General features: G+C 67.1%; 17 protein-coding genes and 1 riboswitch. Of the genes, 13 read left to right on the forward strand and 4 right to left on the reverse strand.

Going from position 1 to position 22,115, the window contains the following annotated elements; genetic code table 11:
- Positions 1-23: 23 nt before the first annotated feature.
- Both DR039_RS05290 and DR039_RS05295 read right to left on the reverse strand, forming a co-directional pair.
- The gene (locus tag DR039_RS05290; protein ID WP_111836340.1) at positions 24-749 is read right to left on the reverse strand and encodes a nitroreductase; all 726 of its coding nucleotides are present in this window, start codon (positions 747-749) and stop codon (positions 24-26) included.
- Positions 750-1,265: 516 nt separating this feature from the next.
- Positions 1,266-3,620: a 6-phosphofructokinase gene (locus DR039_RS05295; RefSeq protein WP_111836341.1), complete on the reverse strand. Its 2,355-nt coding sequence runs from the start codon at positions 3,618-3,620 to the stop codon at positions 1,266-1,268.
- 315 nt (positions 3,621-3,935) lie between these two features.
- Between DR039_RS05295 and sucC the strand changes: the two genes are divergently transcribed.
- From sucC to DR039_RS05360, 13 genes are all read left to right on the forward strand, one after another.
- A complete protein-coding gene (gene sucC / locus DR039_RS05300) occupies positions 3,936-5,120 on the forward strand; it encodes an ADP-forming succinate--CoA ligase subunit beta (RefSeq protein WP_111836342.1) in 1,185 nt (394 codons plus the stop codon).
- A 3-nt stretch (positions 5,121-5,123) separates the two neighbouring features.
- Positions 5,124-6,071 (forward strand): succinate--CoA ligase subunit alpha, encoded by a 948-nt coding sequence (gene sucD, locus DR039_RS05305; protein WP_111836343.1) that lies wholly within the window; start codon positions 5,124-5,126, stop codon positions 6,069-6,071.
- An 8-nt stretch (positions 6,072-6,079) separates the two neighbouring features.
- Complete coding sequence (locus DR039_RS05310; RefSeq protein WP_111836344.1) at positions 6,080-7,306, forward strand: cell division protein PerM; 1,227 nt, start codon at positions 6,080-6,082, stop codon at positions 7,304-7,306.
- A 286-nt stretch (positions 7,307-7,592) separates the two neighbouring features.
- Positions 7,593-10,361: a hypothetical protein gene (locus tag DR039_RS11240; protein WP_170166857.1), complete on the forward strand. Its 2,769-nt coding sequence runs from the start codon at positions 7,593-7,595 to the stop codon at positions 10,359-10,361.
- A gap of 19 nt (positions 10,362-10,380) precedes the next feature.
- Positions 10,381-11,235, forward strand: coding sequence for an ABC transporter ATP-binding protein (locus DR039_RS11645; protein ID WP_111836345.1), 855 nt, complete (start codon positions 10,381-10,383; stop codon positions 11,233-11,235).
- Between the two features lie 16 nt (positions 11,236-11,251).
- Positions 11,252-11,352: riboswitch (ZMP/ZTP riboswitch) on the forward strand.
- A 24-nt stretch (positions 11,353-11,376) separates the two neighbouring features.
- Complete coding sequence (gene purH, locus DR039_RS05325) at positions 11,377-13,113, forward strand: bifunctional phosphoribosylaminoimidazolecarboxamide formyltransferase/IMP cyclohydrolase (protein ID WP_111836346.1); 1,737 nt, start codon at positions 11,377-11,379, stop codon at positions 13,111-13,113.
- A 38-nt stretch (positions 13,114-13,151) separates the two neighbouring features.
- Entirely contained in the window at positions 13,152-13,481 is a 330-nt protein-coding gene (locus DR039_RS05330; protein WP_172458357.1) for a DUF3017 domain-containing protein, read from the forward strand.
- Positions 13,482-13,656: 175 nt separating this feature from the next.
- Positions 13,657-15,000: a dicarboxylate/amino acid:cation symporter gene (locus DR039_RS05335; protein ID WP_229116839.1), complete on the forward strand. Its 1,344-nt coding sequence runs from the start codon at positions 13,657-13,659 to the stop codon at positions 14,998-15,000.
- 186 nt (positions 15,001-15,186) lie between these two features.
- On the forward strand, positions 15,187-16,176 hold the full coding sequence (locus DR039_RS05340; RefSeq protein WP_111836426.1) for a malate dehydrogenase: 990 nt from the start codon (positions 15,187-15,189) through the stop codon (positions 16,174-16,176).
- Positions 16,177-16,454: 278 nt separating this feature from the next.
- Positions 16,455-17,774 (forward strand): ABC transporter substrate-binding protein, encoded by a 1,320-nt coding sequence (locus DR039_RS05345; protein WP_111836349.1) that lies wholly within the window; start codon positions 16,455-16,457, stop codon positions 17,772-17,774.
- A gap of 92 nt (positions 17,775-17,866) precedes the next feature.
- Entirely contained in the window at positions 17,867-18,799 is a 933-nt protein-coding gene (locus DR039_RS05350; RefSeq protein WP_111836350.1) for a carbohydrate ABC transporter permease, read from the forward strand.
- Positions 18,800-18,890: 91 nt separating this feature from the next.
- A complete protein-coding gene (locus DR039_RS05355) occupies positions 18,891-19,697 on the forward strand; it encodes a carbohydrate ABC transporter permease (RefSeq protein WP_229116840.1) in 807 nt (268 codons plus the stop codon).
- 78 nt (positions 19,698-19,775) lie between these two features.
- Entirely contained in the window at positions 19,776-20,066 is a 291-nt protein-coding gene (locus DR039_RS05360; RefSeq protein WP_111836352.1) for a hypothetical protein, read from the forward strand.
- Between the two features lie 79 nt (positions 20,067-20,145).
- On the opposite strand, the gene DR039_RS05365 is transcribed toward DR039_RS05360, so the two are convergent.
- The gene (locus tag DR039_RS05365; RefSeq protein ID WP_111836353.1) at positions 20,146-20,595 is read right to left on the reverse strand and encodes a hypothetical protein; all 450 of its coding nucleotides are present in this window, start codon (positions 20,593-20,595) and stop codon (positions 20,146-20,148) included.
- Between the two features lie 111 nt (positions 20,596-20,706).
- Positions 20,707-22,107, reverse strand: coding sequence for a DivIVA domain-containing protein (locus DR039_RS05370; RefSeq protein WP_172458358.1), 1,401 nt, complete (start codon positions 22,105-22,107; stop codon positions 20,707-20,709).
- Positions 22,108-22,115 lie beyond the last annotated feature (8 nt).

A 22,115-nucleotide genomic window follows, 5' to 3' on the forward strand; every position in this document is an offset into this window, starting at 1 on the left:
TGGCGTCAGTCCCGCCTATGGCGTCAGTCCCGCTGGCGCGGCTGGACCAACTGCACGGGGCGCCGCTCAGCCCGGAAGTCATTAACCGGATCCTTGGAGGCATAACCCAGCGCGAAGCCGGTGATGAGCCGATAGGCGTGCGGAATGTCGAACTCCTCATTGAGCGGGCTGCGCCAAGCAGCCAGCACCCCTAGCGGACAAGAATCCACGCCCCTGGCTTTGGCGGACAGGAACAGGGTCTGCAGCATCAGCCCCGCGTCCAGGGCCGCGAAGGGCATGAGCCCCTTGTGTACCAGCACGAAGCCGATCACTGGCGCTCCGAATGCTTGGACGTTACGCCGGGCGGCCGCATCGCGCCCCTCAGTGTCGTCCTGGGTGATGCCCATATGGGCGTAGAGGCGTTTGCCGACGTCACGAGAATGGGGGAGCAGGTCCTTGGGATAGGCGCGCCATACGGGATAGTCGCCGTCGGGGCGGTCACCGCAGAGCGCTAGCCGCGCCTTCGCGAATCGCTCTTTGTGCTGCACTGCCAGGGTCTTGTCAAACTCCGCGGTGTAGGCGGCCCGGAGGCGGTCAGCCCGCTCGCCGGTGGCTAAGGCCAGCATGAAAGGTCGGGTATTGGACCAGCTCGGAGCTTGGCGGGCGTCGTCGAGGATCGCGTCCATTACCCACTGGGGCACCGGGTCAGGGCGGAAGTCACGCACTGAATGTCGTGAGGCCACCAAGGTGGACAAGAGTTCAGGAATCACCTGATAACTTTATGCGTAAAGAACTGGTAACTGTCTGATAACGGTGTAATTTTCCCCAGAGCGTTCGACTTTGTTAGCAAGCGACTAGCCGAAGTCGGTGTATTGGCGCAAAGACAGACCTGTTGTGGCGCAAAGGTGGAGCGGAAAATCTGCCAATGTGCCTGTGGTAATCGCTTAGATATGGGCCTCGGCAAGCCGCCGCCACAATCCGGCTAGCGCACGCCAGTGGGTTCCAAGGAAGTTCCCAGGCAGACCAGGGGTGTTCTTCCAGACGGATGGTCTTACATAGTTGTCACCACCGAACGGCAACGCTCTGGAGGGTTGGGGAACCCGTTGAAGGAACGTAGTCGAGTGACATCTGAGGTTTAAGGGAGCCTCGGGGCCACGCTTCGGTGAAGCAGGAGCCGCTCCTCGCGTGTCATGGGAATCGCGCGAGTCGTAGCCAAGGCTCCTGACGACGAAGGCCCGCGGGCCGGGAACACCACCCGGCCCGCGGGCCACAGTCATTTTTGGGAATCAGTTCACCGAGGGGCTGGCGGCAGCGTCCACCGTGGCCCGGAAGTCGGGCACCTGCTCCAGACTTAGCACTCCAGTGTTCTGGCTGACCAGGGGGATTGCTCCGCGCAAGCCCATCCACCACTGGTCCAGGGGCCGTCGGGCGTCCAGGTCTAGGTCGTCTTCCATCCGGTCCAGTGGGCGTGCGGAGACCTTGCCCTCCATAATGCCCACGTAGCTGGACTGCATGTTCCCGGCCTGCAGTCGCTCAGCTAGCAGATCCAGCGCGTGCGCCACCAGCTTGGTGGCCATAATCCGGTCAAAGGGCGTTGGGTCGCCACCCTGTTGCAGGTGGCCAATTACCGCCTGGCGCACGTCATACAGGCCCCGGCCTTCCTCCGCGAAGATATGCGCCAACACATCCGTGGTGTAGCCCTCGGAGGCGCGCTCATTGCGGATTGCCAAGTAGAGACGCCGCCCGGAGCGGAAGGCCTCCACCATCCGCTGGGAGTCAGTGGCCAGGGTTTGCAGGTCCAACGGGTCCTCGTTGAGGTAGACGCGCTCTGCCCCCGCGGCTATGCCTGCCACCAGGGCCAGATAACCGCAACGCCGCCCCATCATCTCGGCCACAAAACAGCGGCGGGACGCAGAGGCGGAAAGCTTGATGGCATCCAGCGCGTTGACCGCCTGGTTCAAAGCGGTGTCCGAACCAATGGCCAGCTCTGAGCCGGGCAGGTTGTTGTCAATGGAGGCGGGCACGCAAACCACCGGGATCTTGAAAGCGGGGTAGCGGTCCCGCTCGGTTACCAGCCGGTGCGCCGCCAGATAGGCGTTGTAACCGCCGATCACCAGCAGGGCATCGATATTGCTCTGCTCAATCTGGCGTCCCAGCGCGTAAAGCTGCTCGATGGAGGGTACATCTCGGTGCGTGCCCAGCTCGGCGCCGCCGTCGCCAACCCAGCCTTCGACGTCGTCCCAGCTGAGTTCGCGCACCCTGCCGTCAATAAGCCCCGGGAAGCCACCTTCCACACCGAGCATGGTGAAGCCATGGTCCAAGCCCAAGCGGACAGCGGCGCGGGCCGCCGTGTTCATGCCGGGGGCCAGGCCGCCTGCGTGAATAATGGCCACGCGCTTGGGGGCGGCAGCGGGGGAGACCGCCGGGTCCAGGGCCGGGGGAGTGGACAGGGTGTTAAAGATCGAGATCATCCGCTGGAAGGAACCGCCGCGCGCAGCCACTGCGGAGTCATAGTCCCCTTCCTTGACGAATTGGGCGACGGCGCGTGTGGCCCGTACCTGCTCCATCATGGGCAGGCGGCGAATGCGGTTATGCCGCTCCGCAATTATGACCGGCTCGGAGCCAGGAGTGGCGGTGAGGACTTCGCGAGCAGCGGCGGCCCCCAGCAGCGTGGACATCCAGCGGTCGTAGGCCGAGGGCTTACCGCCGCGCTGCACGTGGCCCAAGATGGTGACGCGCGCATCCTCCCCCAGGCGCTCGGAGAGCACCGCAGAGACATCAGCGGCGGTGATGCGGTTGCCATCGCAGTCGGTGGCCCCCTCGGCCACAACCACCATCGACTCGCGGCGCCCAGCGGCCCGGCCTTCCTGCAATTTCACGCACATGTCTTCAGCCCAGTCGGTGGTGGGCATCTCCGGCACCAGCACGTAGTCACAGCCGCCGGCGACAGCCGCCATCAGCGCCAGGTAGCCGCAGCGGCGCCCCATGACCTCGATGACGAAGGTTCGCTGATGGGAGGCCGCGGTGGAGGAAATCGCGTCAATGGCCTCCAGGATGCGGTGCAGCGCGGAGTCCGTGCCGATGGTCATATCCGCGCCCACCAGGTCGTTGTCAATCGAGCCAACGATGCCGGTGACCATCAGGGTGGGGTGCGCATCCGCCACTTCCTGCGTGAGCTCACCGCGCTCGACCAACTCGGCCAAAAGGCTGGGCCAATTGCTGCGGAACTCGTCAGTGCCGGTCAGGGAGCCATCCCCACCGATTACCACTAGGCGGTCGATGCCGTGCTCCAACAGGTGCTTGGCGGCCAGCCGTTGACCGTCCAGGTCACGGAACTCCGGGCAGCGGGCGGTGCCGATCACCGTGCCGCCGCGGTGCAGGATAGAGCCCACGGAGTCCCATTCCAGCGGGCGGATGCCGGCTCCACCGGCTACCGCACCCGCCCAGCCCTCCATAACGGCATAGGGCTGGGCGCCCATGCGCAGGGCGGTGCGAACGACTGCACGCACGGCCGCATTCATGCCCTGGGCGTCACCGCCGCTGGTCAGCACCCCGATGCGTATGCGCTCGCCTCCGGGGCCGGTGACAGGCTTGGTGAGTTCCGCAAGGGTGGTGGGCTCAGGGGCGGCGTTGGCGGGCATGAGGGTCCTTCCAGTTGGCGTGGACAAAGCGTGCTCCTGGCGTCGGTGGCACACGGCCCCATTGTGGCGGCACCGGCGCCTGGCGTCATGCTTCCGGTGCCGAGCGGCGCAGGTCTAGGGGGACCGAGGCGGGTGGCGCCACCCGCCCTCACAGCCGCTGGCGGACTTTAGTCCTGATTTCCCTCTCCGACTTGCCTCCTTTGTGGTCTAGATCGCGTTACGCTCGTCAACAACCACCACTCCTGACCGGGAAAGGGCCCTTGGCCCCCTGGTGAACCAGCCGCCTGCGGGCCGGACACCGAGAGGAAGCACTTAATGGACCTTTACGAGTACCAGGCAAAGGACCTCTTTGCCGCACACGGGGTGCCGGTGTTAACCGGCTCCATAGCCATCACCCCCCAAGAGGCGGCGGACGCGGCTAAGCGCATGCTGGCTGAAGGCTCCCAACTCCTGGTTATCAAAGCCCAGGTCAAGACCGGTGGCCGAGGTAAGGCCGGTGGCGTCAAGCTTGCCCGCACCGTGGAGGAAGCCCGCGCCCGCGCTGAGGAGATTCTCGGCATGGATATCAAAGGCCACACCGTGCGCACCATCCTGGTGGCCGACGGCGCCGACATCGCCTCCGAGTTCTACTTTTCTGTGCTGCTAGACCGCGCTGAGCGCCGCTACCTGGCCATGTGCTCGCGCGAAGGTGGCATGGATATCGAGACCCTGGCCAAAGAGCGGCCCGAGGAGTTGGCGCGCGTGGGCATCGACCCGCTGGTGGGCATCACCCCGGAGGTAGCCCAGCAGATCGTGGCGGCGGCCCGGATTGAGCCCGCGGCGGTTGCCAGCCAGGTGGCGCCGGTGATTGAGCGTCTCTGGGAGGTGTTCATTAAGGAGGACGCCACCTTGGTTGAGGTCAACCCGCTGGTGGTCACCCCTGATGGCCGCGTCCTCGCCCTGGACGGCAAAGTCAGCCTGGATGACAACTCCGCCTTCCGTCACCCAGAGCACGCCGCCCTCAAGGACACGCGCGACGCCGATCCACTGGAAACCCGTGCCAAGGAAGCTGGCTTGAACTACGTCCGCCTGGAGGGCCAGGTAGGGGTGCTCGGCAACGGTGCCGGACTGGTTATGTCCACCCTCGACGTCGTCGCTGGCGCTGGTGAAAAGCACGGCGGCATGCGCCCCGCCAACTTCCTAGACCTAGGGGGTGGCTCCTCCGCAAAGGTCATGGCCACCGGCCTGGAGGTGGTGGCCTCAGACCCACAGGTTCGGGCAATTCTCGTAAATGTCTTCGGGGGCATCACCGCCTGCGACACGGTGGCCGCTGGAATCATCACCGCCGTAGGCGAGTTGGAGGGCTTCGACAAGCCCATTGTCGTGCGCCTAGACGGCAACAACGCGGAGTTGGCCCGCCAAATGCTGGCCGAGGCGGCCCTGCCCGGCGTCACCGTTGTTGAGACCATGGACGGCGCTGCCGACGCCGTCACCGCTATCGCTGAGCAGCTGGGAGCCTGAAACATGAGCATCTTCCTTGACCGCAACGACCGCCTCATCATCCAGGGCATGACCGGCTCTGAGGGGCAGAAGCACACCCGCCGCATGCTGTGCGCAGGCAGCCAGGTTGTAGCTGGGGTCAATCCCCGCAAAGCCGGCACCAGTGTCGACTTTGAAGTAGAGCCCATAGGCCCGGGGGCTGGCAGTGTTAAAGCTGGCACCGTGTCCGTCCCCGTCTACGGCACCGTGGCGGAGGCCAAAGCTGCCACTGGCGCCACCGTGTCTGTGGTCTTTGTGCCCCCGGCCTTCTCTAAAGGCGCCGTCGTGGAGGCGGTGGAAGCCGGAATCCGCCTAGTCGTCGTCATCACCGAGGGCATCCCGGTAGCTGACGCCACCTACTTCCGCGCCTACGCCGCCTCCAAAGGTGTGCAAATCATCGGCCCCAACTGCCCCGGAATCATCTCCCCGGAGCAATCCAACGCCGGTATCACTCCCCCCGACATCACCGGCGCGGGACCCCTTGGACTGGTCTCCAAGTCCGGTACCCTCACCTACCAGCTCATGCACGAGCTGCGGGACCTGGGCTTCACCACCTGCATCGGCATTGGCGGCGACCCGGTGGTAGGCACCACCCACATCGACGCCTTGGCCGGATTCGAGGCGGACCCAGAGACCGAACTCGTCATCATGATCGGTGAGATCGGAGGCGACGCTGAAGAGCGTGCCGCCGCCTACATCAAGGAGAACATGACTAAGCCAGTCGTCGCCTACGTTGCGGGCTTCACAGCGCCCGAAGGCAAGACCATGGGACACGCCGGAGCGATCGTCTCCGGTTCCTCAGGCACAGCTGCCGCCAAGAAGACGGCGCTGGAGGCCGCGGGCGTGCGCGTGGGCCGCACCCCCTCGGAGACGGCGCGCCTGGCCCGCGAGACCCTGGCCGCCACGCGCGCGGCCGCTGGCACCCAAGCGTGACGGAATCTATGACCCAACACGAAACACGCCGCCCAGGACTGGTCCCCAAGGACTGGCCCTGGGCGCTGCGCGTTGGCCTGGAGACGGTATTCGTCAGCTGGTTCCTGGTCCTGCTGCCGGTGATGGCCATCTACCTCAGCGGTTCTGCCAAGGATGTTGCCGCCGCGCTCGCCCCCGACGGCGCGGTGCGCACCGCCACCCGATTGTGGAGCCTGGGGCTCGGCGGGGCCTTCGCACCACTGACGGGCACCGGTGAGGCTGATGACCAGCTGAGCCTGCCGCTGCTGGGACTCACGGTTCTGCAAGCCTGGTGGGCCTGGGGCGCGGCGGGGCGCGCCAAGTTGGTCGGGCCGCTCTCCGCGCTCTGGGTGGGACTGGCGGCCGCAGGCGGCAGCGCGCTGCTATGCCTGAACGGTGGTGGAGGCCAGATCTGGTGGGCCGTGCTGGGCGCAGCGGTGGTAATTGGTGCGGTGGCCTTGGCACGCCAGTGGCGGGACGCTGGCCGAACCGCAGCGGAAGGCACAGAGCGGGCTGCGCGAAACCGGTTGTTGGCCGCAGGGCCAGATTGGCTGGCTGAAGGGCTGCTGCTGGCCGCGCGCGCCAGCTTGGTGCTGCTGGTTGCGGCGGTGGTGACCGCCGGAGTCATGCTGGTCACCGGTTGGGGGCGCGTCCAGGCCCTGCATCACGCCCTGGCCGGTGGCGGGGTGACCGCCATCGTTGCACTGGTAATCCTCCAGCTGGGCTGGCTGCCCACCCTGGTGATCTGGGCGTTGTCCTGGCTTACGGGCGCGGGCTTCAGCGTGGGGGACGGCACCCGATTTACTCCGGGAAAGGTGGTGGCCGGGCCGGTCCCCAGCCTGCCGCTGCTGGGGGCGCTGCCTGACTCGGGCCTGGGGGCGGTGGCCGTCTGGGTGGCGCTGGTGCCGCTGGCGGTGGCGGCGCTGTGCGCGTGGTCCCGTAGACGGCGGCTGTGCCAGCTGAGCCTGCCGGGTGCGGTGGCGGCCTGCGCGGCGGCCACCGGGCTGCTGGTGGTGGGTGCGGGACTGGCCTTCTGGGCGGCCAGCGGCTCGGCGGGCCCCGGGCGTCTGACCCAGGTGGGGCCCTCCACCTTGGGCCTGGTGCTCCTGCTGGTGGAGTGCGGCACCGGCCTGTGCCTGACCACCGTGCTGCTGCACCCGCGCACGCGCGAGCACGTCACCAGGACCTTGTTCAACGCCGATAGCAAGGCGCCGTGACAGGTGTTGCTTACATGCAAGTTAGACTGTAGTGTGTGTCATACGTTCCGTGACGCCAATGATGTGTATCACATGATTTCAAGATGAGGTGAGGTATGAAGAATTCACGCCTGGTCTTGGTGTTCTCGACGGCTCTCATAGTTGTGAGTGGCTTTACTGGCGTTAGAGTCACTGCAGAGGCAGTCCCTGCTGCACCATCCAATTTCACTTGTTGGCCGTTCTCAACTGACTGTTCCTGGTCTCGTAACGTCTGCATCGGGGGCGGCCGAGGAGTGTACGCCTGTACATGGTGATCCGGCTCCGCCAGCGGGTGCTCCGCCGGGCCGGGGCCATGGGGCTGCTTGCTGTGGTCCTGGTGTGCTCCAGCCTGGTCGGTGCCCGTGCGGAGATAAGCGTCAACCAGGCCCTGCTGACTGCCCGCGACCAGCCCGTCGACCTGCTCATCACCGCTGGGCCTGACCTCGCCACGCCTCTGGACGGGCACCCGCACCTGGCCCCGGACGCCTGGATGACCCCCGGCCTGGTCTCTGAGGAGCAGATTCGCCAGGTGCAGGTCGTGCCGGGTGTGGAGGTGGTGGCCCCCGCCACCGTGCTGCCGACCTGGGCCAAGCCCGCAGGCGAGGCCGTCAGCGCCTGGCTGCCCTCTCAGCCGGGCGCTGACCTGGCCTGGACCGCTGAGCTGCAGGCCGCCACCAAGGACGGCACCGGCACCCGCCGCACTGACCTCCAGCAGGTGGGGGCCCTGCTGCAGGCAGACACCACCCTGGTCTCCCCCGGCATCAGCCGGGCGAGCCTGCTGGGCCCCACCGCCAGCCCCGTCGTGGTCCTGGGCCCGGAGGGCTACCGCTACGAGTCCCAGTACGCCCCGGCCACCGGCGCGGGACTGCTGGCCAACACCTACCTGACCGCAGCCCGCTCCTTCGCGGTGGCGGTGGACCCTGAGGCCGAGGCCCACCTGGCCCGCGCCGTCGGGGCGGAGGACCTGGCCTCCTCCCTGGACACGCTGGCACAGACCTCCACTGCTGCCGACGCCGGCACCCAAGAGGCAGCCATGGCCCGCTTGTCCCCGCCCCTGACCAACGGCCAGCCCGTCCCCGCCCTGGTCAGCACCGAGCCCCGGGGTGAGATCACGGTCGAAGCCACCATCACTGCCCGCACCCCCGCCGACCTGGGCCCACAGGCGCAGGCCCCGGACGGCGGCTGCCAGACCTCCCGCCTGCTGAAAGGCTGCCACTCGCTGAGCCCGGAAGGGCTCACCGCCCTCCACAGCCTGCCGGTCACCGAGATTCGCAGCTCATCCCTCTCCTCACCACTGAGTGCCTGGGCCGGACACGCCCACCCCTACACCACGGACGCGGCGAGCCCGGTACCAGTCATCAGCACCGGTCCGTTCTGGGCCCACCCGGACGCCGCCTCCGCCAAGGTACTCACCCCCCTTGACCGCACCTACAGCAGCGGCAGCAGCGGCCCCGGCGTCGTCCTCAGCCCGGTGGGTCCACCCAGCTCCCTGGGCAGCCAGTGGCACGACGAGACCTACCGCCCCCACACCCAGCGCCCCACACCGGTGCCCGCGCTGAGCCTGCTGGCCGGGGAGGCCGACACCTACACCCCCGTCACCAGTACCTTCCAGGCGGGTACTAGCCCGCTGAGCGCCTCCACCCTGCGCACCGCTGACGGGCCCGTCCGGCAGACCCTGGACGCCACCGGTGCTGCCACCTCCGCCGCCCCCGCCCTGGTCTCCCGCCAGCTGCTCCAGGCCCTCATGCCGGGCGGGGAGCTGGGGGCAGGGGTGCTGCGCGTGCGCCTGGAACGGCCCACCGGGCAGCCGCCCTCGGACACTGAGTTGGAACGGGTCGCCGCCCAGATCGCGCAGACCGGCCTGGACGTGACCGTGCTCACCGGCGCCTCCCCTGTGGAGGTGGGCGTCACGCTCGGGGGCCACGACCCGGTGGCCTGGCACGGCACAGCCACCGAGACCTGGACGGAGCTGGGCGCCGTGCTGCGGGTGGAGCAGGCCACCGGGCGGGCCCTGCGGCTGCTGCCCGTCCTGGCCGTGCTGGTGGTCGGTGCCCTGACCTTGCTGGTGGAGTCCAACGCCTCCGTGGCCCGCCGCCAGGAGGCCCGCACCCTGCTGCACACAGGCTGGACGGGCCAGCAGGTGCGCCGCCGCCTCCTGGCCGCCACCCTGCCCGGCAGCACGCTGGTAGGGGTGGCCTGCCTGCTCGTGGTCCTGCTGGCCCTAATCCGGCCGGTGGCCAGCGCCGGGCCGGGCACGGGCCCGCTGGTGGTCGTCGGGCTGGCGGCCTGCCTGGGAACGATCGCCCTGGCCTGGTGGGACGGGTGGCGGGCCGCGCAGCCCCGCCGGATCGCCCCTCCCACTCCGACCGGGGGGCGCGCCTCCTGGCGGCGACTCGGGCTCAGGCGTGCGCGTAGGCGGGGCGGCGGGGCCAGCGGCTCGCCCCTGGCTGTGGGCTGGCACGCCCACAACCCGGGCCGCTGGGCCGTCAGCGGCGCGGCCCTGGCCGCCGGGGCCCTGACAGTCCTGGGGCTGGAGGTGCTCAGCGCCACCAGCAGCCAGGCGGGGTTCTCGGAGCTCGCCGCCCAGGGCAGGGGTCTGGTCGGGGCGGCAGCCCGCCTTCTGCTACTGCTGGCCGCCTGCGCCACCGCCGCCGTCCTGCTCCTGGGACTGGGGGACCTACGGCGCGCCGCCCACCGTCGTCAGCGCCTCCTGGCCAGTCTGGGCTGGTCGCGGCGCTCGCGACTGGGGGCGGAGGCGGCCCTGTGGGCCCGCCAGCTCGCACCGGTTCTGCTGGTGCTCCTGCCGACGACGGTGCTGGGGCTCGGTGGCCCTACAGGCTGGTGGCAGGAGGGAGGCCCGGCCGGGGCGGCCCTGCTCTGGGGCTGCCTGGTGGTGGCCTGCGTGCTGCTAGTGGCGGTCGGCGTGACCGTGTGGACGGCGTTGCGGGCCTCCCAGCCGGTCAGCCTGCCCGCCTCCGCAGGCAGCGCCCCTGCCGGTAGCCCAGCCCGTGCCGCAGCCAGTGCTCCACCCGCATGAGTCCCGGAGGACGACCACGATGACGCAGACCGCCGCCAGCCCCCAGGACGCACCGGGCCCAGACACCCCTGGGCGTGGGTCGTCCCGCCATGACCCGGCCAGCCCGGACGCGAGCAGCAGCGACGCCTCGGGGCAGCAGGAACCCAGGCGCGACGCCTCGGGCCGGGACGCCCCCAGCCAGGCCCAGGCTGCGGCCCGGCAGGCCAGCCACCCCGGGGACGAGCTACTGCTGGAGGCGGAGGGGCTGTGCCTGGCCGTGCCCGGCCCCGCGGGCCCGCGCCAGGTCCTCCAGGACCTCTCACTGGGACTGCGGGCGGGGGAGCTGGTGGCTGTCACCGGCCGCACCGGAACCGGCAAGTCCACCCTGCTGCGCCTGCTCGCCGGGGTGCTCCGGCCTCAGACAGGTTCTGTGCGCTGGCAGGGTACTCCCCTGGAGGGGCTGGGCCCCGAACAGGTCACCCGGATGCGCGCGGGCTTCTTGGGCTACCTGGACCAGGGCGTGCCCGTCATCGAGGGGCTGACGGCGCTGGAGGCCGTCATGGTGGGGGCTGGCCCGCTGCGCCGCTCCCAGCGGGCCCAGACGCGCCAACGAGCCCGTCAGGCCGCCCACCGGCTGGGCCTGGACCTGGTCCTGGACCACGAGGTGCGTACCCTCTCCGGCGGGGAGCGGCAGCGGGTGGGGCTGGCCAGCCTCATCACCGCCCAGCCTCGCCTGCTCCTGCTGGACGAGCCGAGCTCCGCCCTGGACGAGGCCACCACCCGCCAGCTCATCGCCTACCTCCAGGAGCTGGTGGCCCAGGGCACCGGCGTGCTCGTGGCCACCCACGACCCGCTGGTGGTGGAGGCCGCGGACCAGGTACTTCCCCTGGACTGAGCCGGGCGCGCTATCCTGGCCCTGCCGCGACTGGCGAGGGTGGGCAACCACCGGGGAGCGGCAGGCCTGCACCTGACACCACCGCAGCACGGGGCGTCGTCCGCCTGGGCGTCCCGCCGACCAGAGCCCCAGGAGCGCCGCATGAGCCTGACCCCTGCCACCCACCCCGCCGAGCCCACAGAGCCCCTGGGGCAGGTCCCCGTCAAGCGGGCCCTGCTGTCCGTCTATGACAAGACCGGTCTGGTAGGGCTGGCCACCGCCCTGCACGCAGCAGGCGTGGAGCTGGTGGCCACCGGCTCCAGCGCCGCCACCCTCGTGCAGGCGGGCCTGCCGGTCACCGGCGTCGAGCAGGTCACCGGCTTCCCCGAGTGCCTGGACGGCCGGGTCAAGACCCTGCACCCGCGCCTGCACGCCGGGATCCTCGCCGACCGGCGCCGGCCCAGCCACCTTTCCCAGCTGGCTGGGCTGGAGGTCACCCCTATAGACCTGGTGGTGGTCAACCTCTACCCCTTCACCGAGACCGTCCGCTCCGGGGCTCCTTTTGACGCCTGCGTCGAGCAGATTGACATCGGTGGGCCCTCCCTGGTGCGGGCCGCCGCCAAGAACCACGCCGCCGTCGCCGTGGTCACCAAACCAGCCGCCTACGGTGAGGTCGCGCAGGCTCTCGCAGCCGGAGGCTTCACCCTGGCCCAGCGCCGCAGCCTGGCGGCCCAAGCCTTCGCCCACACAGCTGCCTACGACGCCGCCGTCGCCACCTGGTTCGCCCAGCAACTTGAGGCCGACGCCGTGGCCACTTCCGAGCCACCCACGGCCACCCCAACCCTGCCCGCATACCTTGGTGCCGGATACGAGCGCCTAGCCACCCTGCGCTACGGCGAAAACCCACACCAGGCAGCCGCCGTATACACCCGCCCGGGACAGACTGGGGGAGTGGCAGGCGCCCACCAACTCCACGGCAAAGCCATGAGCTACAACAACTACACGGACACTGACGCCGCCGTCCGCGCCGCCTACGACCATGGCGAGGCCGTCACCGTGGCCATCATCAAGCACGCTAACCCCTGCGGCATCGCCGTATCCGCTGCTGGCGACGTAGCTGAGGCCCACCGCAAGGCCCACGCCTGCGACCCCGTCTCCGCCTACGGCGGCGTGATCGCCACCAACGCCACCGTCACGGCAGAGATGGCCCGCCAGATCAAGCCGATCTTCACGGAGGTCCTAGCGGCCCCCACCTTCACGGACGAGGCCCTGGAAATCCTCACCACCAAAAAGAACCTGCGCCTGCTGGTGGTTGAACCGCCCAAGCGTGCGGCATGGGAGATTAAACAGATCTCGGGCGGTGCCGTGGCCCAGGAATGCGACTCCTACCAGGCCGGGGACGACGACCCCGCCAACTGGACTCTGGTAGCTGGCCAAGCCGCCGACGCGCCTACCCTCGCTGACCTGCGCTTCGCTTGGGAGTCCATCCGTTCAGTGCGCTCCAACGCGATCCTGCTGGCTAAGGACAGCGCGACGGTAGGCGTCGGCATGGGGCAGGTTAACCGCGTGGACTCCTGCAAACTGGCCGTGGAACGCGCCAACACCCTGGGCTCCCGCTCCACCGGTGACGCCGCCGCTGACTCCCTCGAGCAAGGGGCGGTAGGCGGAGCGGACGCCGCCGAGCTGCTATCTGCCCTGGCCCCTGAGCGGGCCCGCGGCGCGGTGGCTGCCTCCGACGCCTTCTTCCCCTTCGCTGACGGCCTGCAGGTCCTTATCGACGCCGGGATTACCGCGGTGGTCCAACCCGGTGGCTCCATCCGGGACGCGGAGGTCATTGCTGCCGCCCAGGCGGCTGGCGTGACCATGTACCTCACGGGAGTCCGCCACTTCGCCCACTGAGGCGGCCCGGGGCGCCAGTGCGCACTAGCATGGCCTGCGTGAAGCAGGAGGAGCAGGGGGCGCCGTCGTCCAAAAGGCCGATTGAGCCAGACAAGGCTGAGCGCCCTTGGCAGCGCTACCGGACTGCTGCGGTGGTGGCCGTGGGGGCGGCGCTGGCTTTGACGCCAACGCTGGCGGTGTTGGGGCGCGCTCGTTTGGCGGTGTTCTGGCTGGCAGCGGTGCTGGCGGTGGTCACCCTGGTCCGTTTGCAGCGGCCGGATGGTTCCTGGATTGCTTCTCGCAGTCGCCTTTTTGACGCCGTCTTTGGGGCGGGGCTGGTGTTGGTGTTGCTGGCTTTGGCCGGTTATGCGGCGCTGCGGCGCATCTGAACGCCTCCTTACCTAAGCGCACGTCCAGAAAACGGACGAAAGTGTCCGCAATTCGGTAATTCGGCGGGTGGTCGCATAGGTTTGCGCCTGTGCGGGCCTTCGTATGTCCGCGCCACGCAGTACCCGGCCGAAAGGCGTCATCATGACTTCCTCCCCTCAATCCTCAACCAAGTCCATGAACCAGCCCTCCCGGCTGCACGGACTGTTCCGGAGCATCTTGTTCTGGGTGATCCTGGCGATCGTCCTAGCCCTGCTCCTTGGTTCCGCGAAGATTGGGGGAGAACACCTGATTCCCCTGCAGGTGGGCCGGATCTTCGCTACCTTCTCGACTCTGTTCAGCCAGTTCCTCAGCTTCTCAATCCCGCTGATTATCATCGGCCTGGTTACCCCGGCTATTGCGGACCTGGGACGCGGCGCTGGCAAATGGCTCGGCATTACCACTGCCGTCGCCTACGGCTCCACCCTGTTCTCCGGCTTCATGACCTACCTGGTCTGCGCCAGCGTGTTCCCCAAGCTTCTCAACGGCGTCACCTTGGCGGACGTGAAAGAGCCCGGCAGTGCCCTGGAGCCCTACTTCACCATTGAGATGCCGGCCGCTGTACAGGTAATGACGGCACTGTTGCTGTCCTTTGTGGTGGGCATTGGCCTGTCTATGGTGCCGCGCGGTGTGCTCCGCAAGGGCTTCATCGAGTTCCGCGCCATCATCTCCAAGCTCATCGGGCGCATTATTGTGCCGCTGCTGCCGCTACATATCTTTGGCATCTTCTTGAACCTGACCTACACCGGCGAGGCCGGGGTGGTTATGCGGGCCCTTATCCGCGTGGTTGTGGTGGTGCTGCTGCTAGAGGCGGCCATCCTGCTGACGCAGTACGTCCTGGCTGGGCTAATCGCCGGGCGCAATCCCCTTAAGGCCATCGCGGTTATGCTGCCCGCCTATCTGACGGCTCTGGGCACCTCCTCCTCCGCGGCCACCATTCCAGTGACGCTGCGCCAAACCAAGAAGAACGGTGTATCCGACGCCGTAGCCTCCTTCACTGTTCCGCTGTGCGCCACCATCCACTTGGCTGGCTCCACCTCCAAGATCTTTGCCTTTGCTTTCGCAATCGTGATGACCCAGGGCCTGACCATCTCCACCACGCAGTGGGTGGGCTTCGTCTTCATGCTCGGTATCACCATGGTTGCGGCTCCCGGCGTGCCCGGCGGGGCCATCGTGGCAGCCACCGGTTTGCTGTCCTCGATGCTCGGCTTCTCCGAGGCACAGGTGGCGCTCATGATCGCCACCTATATCGCCATGGACTCCTTCGGCACGGCCACCAATGTGACCGGCGACGGCGCTATTGCCCTGGTAGTGGACAAGCTCGCCGGTGGCAGCTTCAAGAACGACGGCGATGTGGAAAACGCCCGAGAACTGTCCTTTGACGGCATGGCCTACCTGGACCGAGTCTCCGTAGAAGGAGTAGTCAGCCCCGAGGAGCTAGCTGCCTCAGCTGAGGCTGCAGGTCCTAACGCCGTGAGCTGAGCGGACTTCGCCGCGCTGCTGGAAGGCGGTGAGTTGGCAGGCCGGGGAATGTGACCTGGATGACGCCACGGGTGAACGCCCTCCAGCCCATTGTCCTGGGCCGGAGGCGTCCGCCACGGCATAGGCTGTGCCCTAGCGGCTGCAGGCACCTGCGGCCCCGACCTGACCATCTCTAAGGAGTCCTCTATGGCTAACGCCCCCGTCAACGTCACCATCACCGGTGCCGCAGGCAACATCGGCTACGCGCTGCTCTTCCGCATCGCCTCCGGCGCCCTCCTGGGCCCGGACCAGCGGGTGAACCTCCGCCTGCTGGAGATCCCGTCCGCCATCAAGGCCGCTGAGGGCACCGCCATGGAGCTGTTCGACTCGGCCTTCCCGACCCTGGGCTCCGTGGACATCTTCGACGACCCCAAGCAGGCCTTCGAGGGCGCCAACATCGCCTTCCTGGTGGGCTCAATGCCCCGCAAGGCTGGCATGGAACGCGCCGACCTGCTCTCCGCCAACGGTGGCATCTTCGGCCCTCAGGGCGAGGCCCTCAACGCCGGTGCGGCAGACGACATCAAGGTCCTGGTGGTCGGCAACCCCGCCAACACCAACGCCCTGATCGCCGCGTCCCACGCCAAGGACATCCCGGCCTCCCGCTTCACCGCCATGACCCGCCTGGACCACAACCGCGCCCTAGCCCAGCTGGCTACTAAGGCCGGTTGCCACGTGACCGACATCGACAAGCTGACGATCTGGGGCAACCACTCCTCCACCCAGTACCCAGACCTGAGCCACGCCACTGTCAAGGGCGAGCCCATCAAGGAGATCCTGGCCGACCGCGCCTGGGTGGAGCAGGACTTCATCCCCACCGTCGCCAAGCGTGGCGCCGCGATCATCGAGGCCCGGGGCGCCTCCTCGGCCGCCTCGGCCGCCTCCGCCGCCATCGACCACTTCCGCGACTGGTGCCTGGGCGTCAAGGGCTACTCCTGGACCTCCTCCTCCATCATGTCTGACGGCTCCTACGGTGTGCCCGAGGGCATCATCTCCTCCTTCCCCTGCACCGCTGAAAACGGGGAGTGGAAGATCGTCCAGGGCCTGGAGATCGACGAGTTCTCCCGCGCCAAGATCGACGCCTCCGCCGCCGAGCTGCTGGAGGAGAAGAACGCTGTCGCCGGAATGGGCCTGATCTGAGCCTGCGCTAGCTGCGCTGACCTGGTCAGCACCGGTCATCTGCTGCGCCCGACCCGCACTATGCGGGCCGGGCGCAGCTCTGCTTATGGCCGCATGAATGATGCGGAACTATGACGGTTTGTGATCGGCAGTGAGAAAAGTTGTGCGATTCGCTGGCGGATCGTCATATACTTCACGCGCCCAGCCGGGCACGTGGCGACGAAGCCACAGATGGATTGGTATCCCAACCAAACCGGACCCGGCTCTGACATGAAACAGAGACGTTTCAAGGAGAGAAAATGCGCAACCCCCTCATCTCCCGTCGTCAGGCCCTAGTGGGCCTGTCCGCGACCGCCGTCATGGCAACTCTTGCAGCCTGCGGCTCCAAGGGCACCTCCGGTTCTAGTGGTGGCAAGGCCGGTGAGGGTGACGCCACCCAGGTCGACGTCGTCACCTGGTGGTCCGCCGGATCTGAGAAGCAGGGCCTAGACGCCCTGACCAAGGTGTTCTCCACCCAGTTCCCCAACACCAAGTTCGAGAACAAGGCCGTCTCCGGTGGCGCTGGCTCGCAGGCTAAGCAGAAGCTGGCTGCCGACCTGGCCGCCAAGACCCCGCCGGACACCTACCAGGCCCACGCCGGTGCCGAGATCAAGGACGACATTGACGCCGGTTACCTGGTCGATGTCTCCAGCCTCTACGAAGAGTTCGGCCTGACCAAAGCCTTCCCCGAGACCCTCGTGGACCGACTCAAGGACGAGAAGGGCAAGATCTACTCCGTGCCCTCCAATATCCACCGCGCCAACGTCGTGTGGGCTTCCGTCTCCGTGCTCAAGGTCGCTGGTCTGGACCCGAAGGCACCCGCCAAGGACCTGGACGGCTGGCTGGCCGACATGGAGAAGGTCAAGGCGGCTGGCTTTACCCCCATCACCATGGGCATGGCCTGGACCCAGCTGCAGCTGCTGGAGACTGTCCTCCTAGCCGACCTAGGTGCTGAGAAGTACAACGGCCTATTCGACGGCAAGACCGACTGGGCCGGAGCCGACGTCACCAAGGCCCTGGAGCACTTCTCCAAGATCGTGGCTTACACGGACAAGTCCCTCTACACGGAGGACTGGGAGCCGGCCATGAAACCGATTATGGAGAACAAGGCTGCCTTCAACGTCATGGGTGACTGGGCCGTGGCGGCCTTCGACACCGCCAGCAAGAAGGCGGACGAGGACTACGTCTACTTCCCGGTCCCGGGCACCGACGGCGTCTTTGACTTCCTGGCGGATGGCTTCACTCTCGCCGAGGGTGCCAAGCACCCCGGTGGGGCGAAGAACTGGCTGAAGTGCATCTCTTCCAAGGAAGGCCAGATCGCCTTCAACACTGTCAAGGGTTCGATTCCGGCGCGCAAGGACCTCACCGACGAGGAGAAGGGCAAGTTCTCCGAGTACCAGAAGACCGCCATGGAGTCCTTCGGCAAGGACACGATCGTCTCCTCGATCGCCCACGGGGCCGCGCTGCCCGCCAAGGCCTCCAACGCCATGAGCGACGCCCTCACCAAGTTCGCGCAGGGCGCCTCCGACGTTGCAGCACTGCAGCAGGCGCTCGCCGAGGCTTACAAGTCAGTCGCCTGATTGCCTCCTGAGCTGTGGGGCGGGGCAGCACCGCCGTCGCCCCGCCCCACAGCCCTGGTAACCACTAGCGGCGGTTCGACTAGGACACACCTGTGACTAAAGCATCCACGCCGGTAGCCCGGCGCAAGAAGTCAGGATGGAGGACGTGGGGCCCTGGCCTGCTCCTAATCTCACCTTCACTGATCCTCGTAGGCATATTCGTCTACGGCATGATCGCCGTTAACGTGAGTACCTCCCTGCAGGACACCCACAAGGCCGCCCAGGTCTCCGGTAGGAAGCCCTCAAGCTTCGTGGGCTTGGAGAACTTCACCAATCTGTTCAAAAACGCGGACTTCCAGCACTCTTTCCTGAACCTGGTCCTGTTTACGGTGGCCTTCCTGGCTGGCACCTTGGTGATCGGCTTCCTATGGGCCTGGCTGCTGGACAAACCCATCAAGGGTGAGGGCATCTTCCGCTCCATCTTCCTGTTCCCCATGGCGGTGTCCTTTGTGGCCTCCGGTGTGGTGTGGCGCTGGCTGCTCAACTCCGCGCAAGGCACCGAAGCCTCTGGTTTGAACCGGCTCTTTGAGATGACCGGGCTGACCTTCCTGGAGAACAGCTGGACCCAGGACACCACCTTCGGCATCTTGGCGATTGCCCTGCCAGCAATCTGGCAGCTGGCCGGATACGTTATGGCCCTGTTCCTGGCGGGTTTCCGTGGCATCAGCGATGACCTGCGCGAAGCCGCCCGCGTCGACGGCGCTAACGAGTGGCAGCTTTACAAGTCGATTATCTTCCCGCAGCTCACCCCGATCGCGCTTAGCGCGGTCATCATTGTGGGCCACATGTCCCTCAAGTCCTTCGACCTGATCATGTCGATCACCGACCAACGCACCTACTCCACCAAGGTGCCAGCCATCGACATGTTCAACTTCATGACGGACAACGACTACTCCAACGCCGCCGCAGTCGGAACGGTGCTGCTCGTCGTCGTAGCCATTGCCGTCATCCCATACCTGATCCACGACGCGAAGGGGAGGAAGTGAGATGACCGCCATCACTGAAACCACCGTGACCTCGGCAGCCTCCTCTGTAGCCAGCAAACCATCCCGCCAGAGCAGCGGCCTCCAGTGGGGCATGGTCCTGCGCTACGCGCTCCTGCTGCTCTCCTTGATCCTCGTGCTGATCCCCGTGTACGTGCTGCTGGTAACCAGCTTCAAGAATGGGGCAGAGGCTGACCCATCCTCCACCTGGTTCCTGCCCAAGCACTGGGATGCCTCCAACTGGGGCAAAGCCTGGAGTGAACTCAGCGGTGGCCTAGTCCGCTCCCTGCTGCTGGTGATCCCCTCCTCGCTGATCTCCTCCATGCTGGGCAGCGCCAACGGCTTCGTGCTCTCCAAATGGCGCTTCCCAGGCGCAAATTTGGTGTTCACGCTGATCCTGTTCGGCATGTTCATTCCGTACCAGGCGGTGATGATCCCGCTGATGAAGCTGCTGACCAGCGCCGAGATGGGCATGGGTATTCCCACGTTGATCTTCATGCACGTGGTTTACGGCATCCCAATCTGCACCCTGATCTTCCGCAACTACTACGAGACGATCCCCGACGAGTTGGTTGAAGCCGCCCGCGTCGACGGCGCAGGGATGCTGCGCACCTACTTCTCCGTGGTGCTGCCGATCTCCATCCCCAGCTTTGTGGTGGTCATCATCTGGCAGTTCACCAGCGCCTGGAACGACTTCCTATTCGCGCTGTTCTTTGGCGGCGGTGCACAGTCCGGTCCGGTCACCCTGGCCCTGAACAACCTGGCACACGGCTCCATCATGGCTGACTACGGCGCCTCGATGTCCGGCGCCCTGATTGCCTCAGTGCCGACCCTGTTGGTTTATATCTTCCTGGGCAAGTACTTCGTGGGCGGTCTGATGGCCGGTTCCGTGAAGGGCTGAGGCAGGCAGTTACACAAGGCCGGGCCGGGCACCCCGCGTGGGTGCCCGGCCTTGTGCTGCGCCAACTAGAGTCGGGGTATGGCACGCCGCAGCAGCAAGCGCCCCTATGGGCAGGGGCACGTCCCCTTGAACTTGGGGCGTTTAGCTTCTATGCCGCGCAGCCAGACTGGCCCAGGCGGCGCCGAGTTCACAGTTCGTCATCTGCGCGGTGGGGATAAGCCTTATACCTGCCCTGGCTGCCACCGGCAGATTCCCCCGGGTACGGCGCATGTAGTGGCATGGTCTAACGAGTCCCTGTTCGGTCCTGACCGGGGACTGGAGGAACGCCGCCACTGGCACACTCCCTGCTGGGAGCGTCAGCTTTGGTAAGCCCCCTGGCGTGGTGGCTTTGCCGGGCTGGTGATGCGCCGTCGCCCAGCAGCGCAGGTGCTTTTAGCCCAGCGGCTGCTCAGACTAGCGGCTCTTCGCAACGGTCCCGCCAGCCTGGCAGCAAGCGCTCCAAAGCATCCAGCAGAGGAACGACGTCGCCGTCGCGCCCGCCTTCACCAACCGTCAGCGGCACGCGTGCAGGAGTTGGCTTTACGCCCGCGATGCGTTCACGCCACCCCAGCGGCATGGTGAGCACGTAGAAGGCCCCATCTGCGCCCAAAGCCACCGTCTGATCCGAGCGCAGGTACCAACCACGCAGACCGGTGCCTGCGGTGCCGCCCTTGTATCCCCGTGCCAGCAGGGGAGCGGGGGGCAGGCCTTCACGCAAGGCCACAGTGATAAAAGCGCGCGCAATCCGCTCTGCCCGGGCATGCTCAGCATCCTGGCGGGCCCGCAGCATCCGGGCTCGCTCTACCGCCGCCTCGCGCCGCTGCGCAGCCCACTGGTCCTCTTGGTGCTCCTGGGCCATCGCGATGCTCCTGACGCGAAAAGAACTGGTCCCCTTCCCACGAGTGTGGGAAGGGGACCAGGCAAGTTCAGCGTTGCCGCTGCCAAGCGGCTAACTGGGGAGATGAGGAACTTACTTGGCGGCAGCGGGCTCGCTCTTGGAGGAGTTGCCAGGCTTCTTGGACTGGTTCTCCTTGCCCTCGTTCGCTTCCTTGGCTTCGCCCTCCTCAGCGCCCTCACCCTGCAGGTTGATCGGCGCCACCGGTTCAGGGAGGTGAGAGGGCACCGGGGAGCCCAAAACACCGCGCATCTCGTCCAGGTAGGTGGTCACGGACTCGCGCTGGCGCTCCAGATCAGCGAGCTGACGCTGTGCCGACTGCATGATGGTGTCGGCGTCTGTGCGAGCGTCCTGCACAATCTGCTCGGCCTGCTCGCGGGCGGTGCGCAGCGTCTCCTCCGCGTTGCGCGCGGCGTCGCTCTGGCGCTTGCGGTTCTCCTCATCCGTCTTGGTGCGGACCTGCTCGGCGCGGTCCAGGGCGGCCTGCAGGCGGGCCTCGGCGTCGGCTGCCTGGGCCTCAGCCTTTTGGATCATTTCCTGGGTGCGGGTGCGAGCGCTCTCGTGTGCCTCGGAGTCTTCCTTCGCGGCGGTCTCGTGCAAGGCCGCGATCTCCAGCGTGGTCTGCTGGCGCAGTTCCTTGGCCTCAGCGTGAGCTGCGGCGGACTCGTCCTTGGCGGTGCGCAGCAGCTCGGACGCCTCCTTCTTGGCGGCGCTCAAGAGCTCCTCGGCCTCTGCCTTGCTCTTGTCCAGCAGGCTCTTGGCCTCGGAGCGTGCCGCGGACAGGACCGACTCGGCCTGCTCGGTGCTGGAGGTGCGCAGCTCCTCAGCCTCGGTGACGGCTGCCTCCAGAGTGGCGGAAGCCTCCTGCTCGGCAGTGATGGTGACCTCGCTGGCCTTCTTGGTGGCCTGGGCCAGGACCAACTGGGCCTGACGCTCAGCAGCGGAGGTCGCTTCAGAGGTGGAGGCCTCGGTGGAGGCGGTGATCTGCGCAGCCTGGCGTTCGGCGGCGGCAACGAGCTCGTCGGCGCGGGCCTGCGCATTGGCCATGGTGGTGGAGGATTCGTTCTCTGCGTGGGAGCGCAGCTCTGCGGCGTCGCGGCGGGCGTCGCCCAGGAGGGTGGCGGCCTCAGACTCGGAACGCTGGGAAAGGGTGGCTGCGTTTTGGCGGGTGCGGCTGAGCAGGGCCTCGGCCTCGCTGTTGGCCTTAGCCAGGATGGAAGCACTCTGCTCCTCAGCGGAGCGCAGCAGCTGCTCGATGCGGGAGCCCAGGCCGGCGTAGCTGGGCTTCTCCGACTCACGGAGCCGCCGCTTGGCTTCTGCGAGCTCGCCGGCGACCGTCATGGCGCGGGCGTCTAGGGCCGCGACCTCGCGGCGCGCATCGGCGAGCTGACGCGTCAGTGCCTCAAGTCTTTGGTCCACCTGAGCGCGGTCATAACCACGCATCGTAATTGCGAACTCGGTGTATTCGTCGGGCACGACAGTCT

It is taken from the genome of Actinomyces bovis, assembly GCF_900444995.1.
Classification (GTDB): Bacteria; Actinomycetota; Actinomycetes; order Actinomycetales; family Actinomycetaceae; genus Actinomyces; species Actinomyces bovis.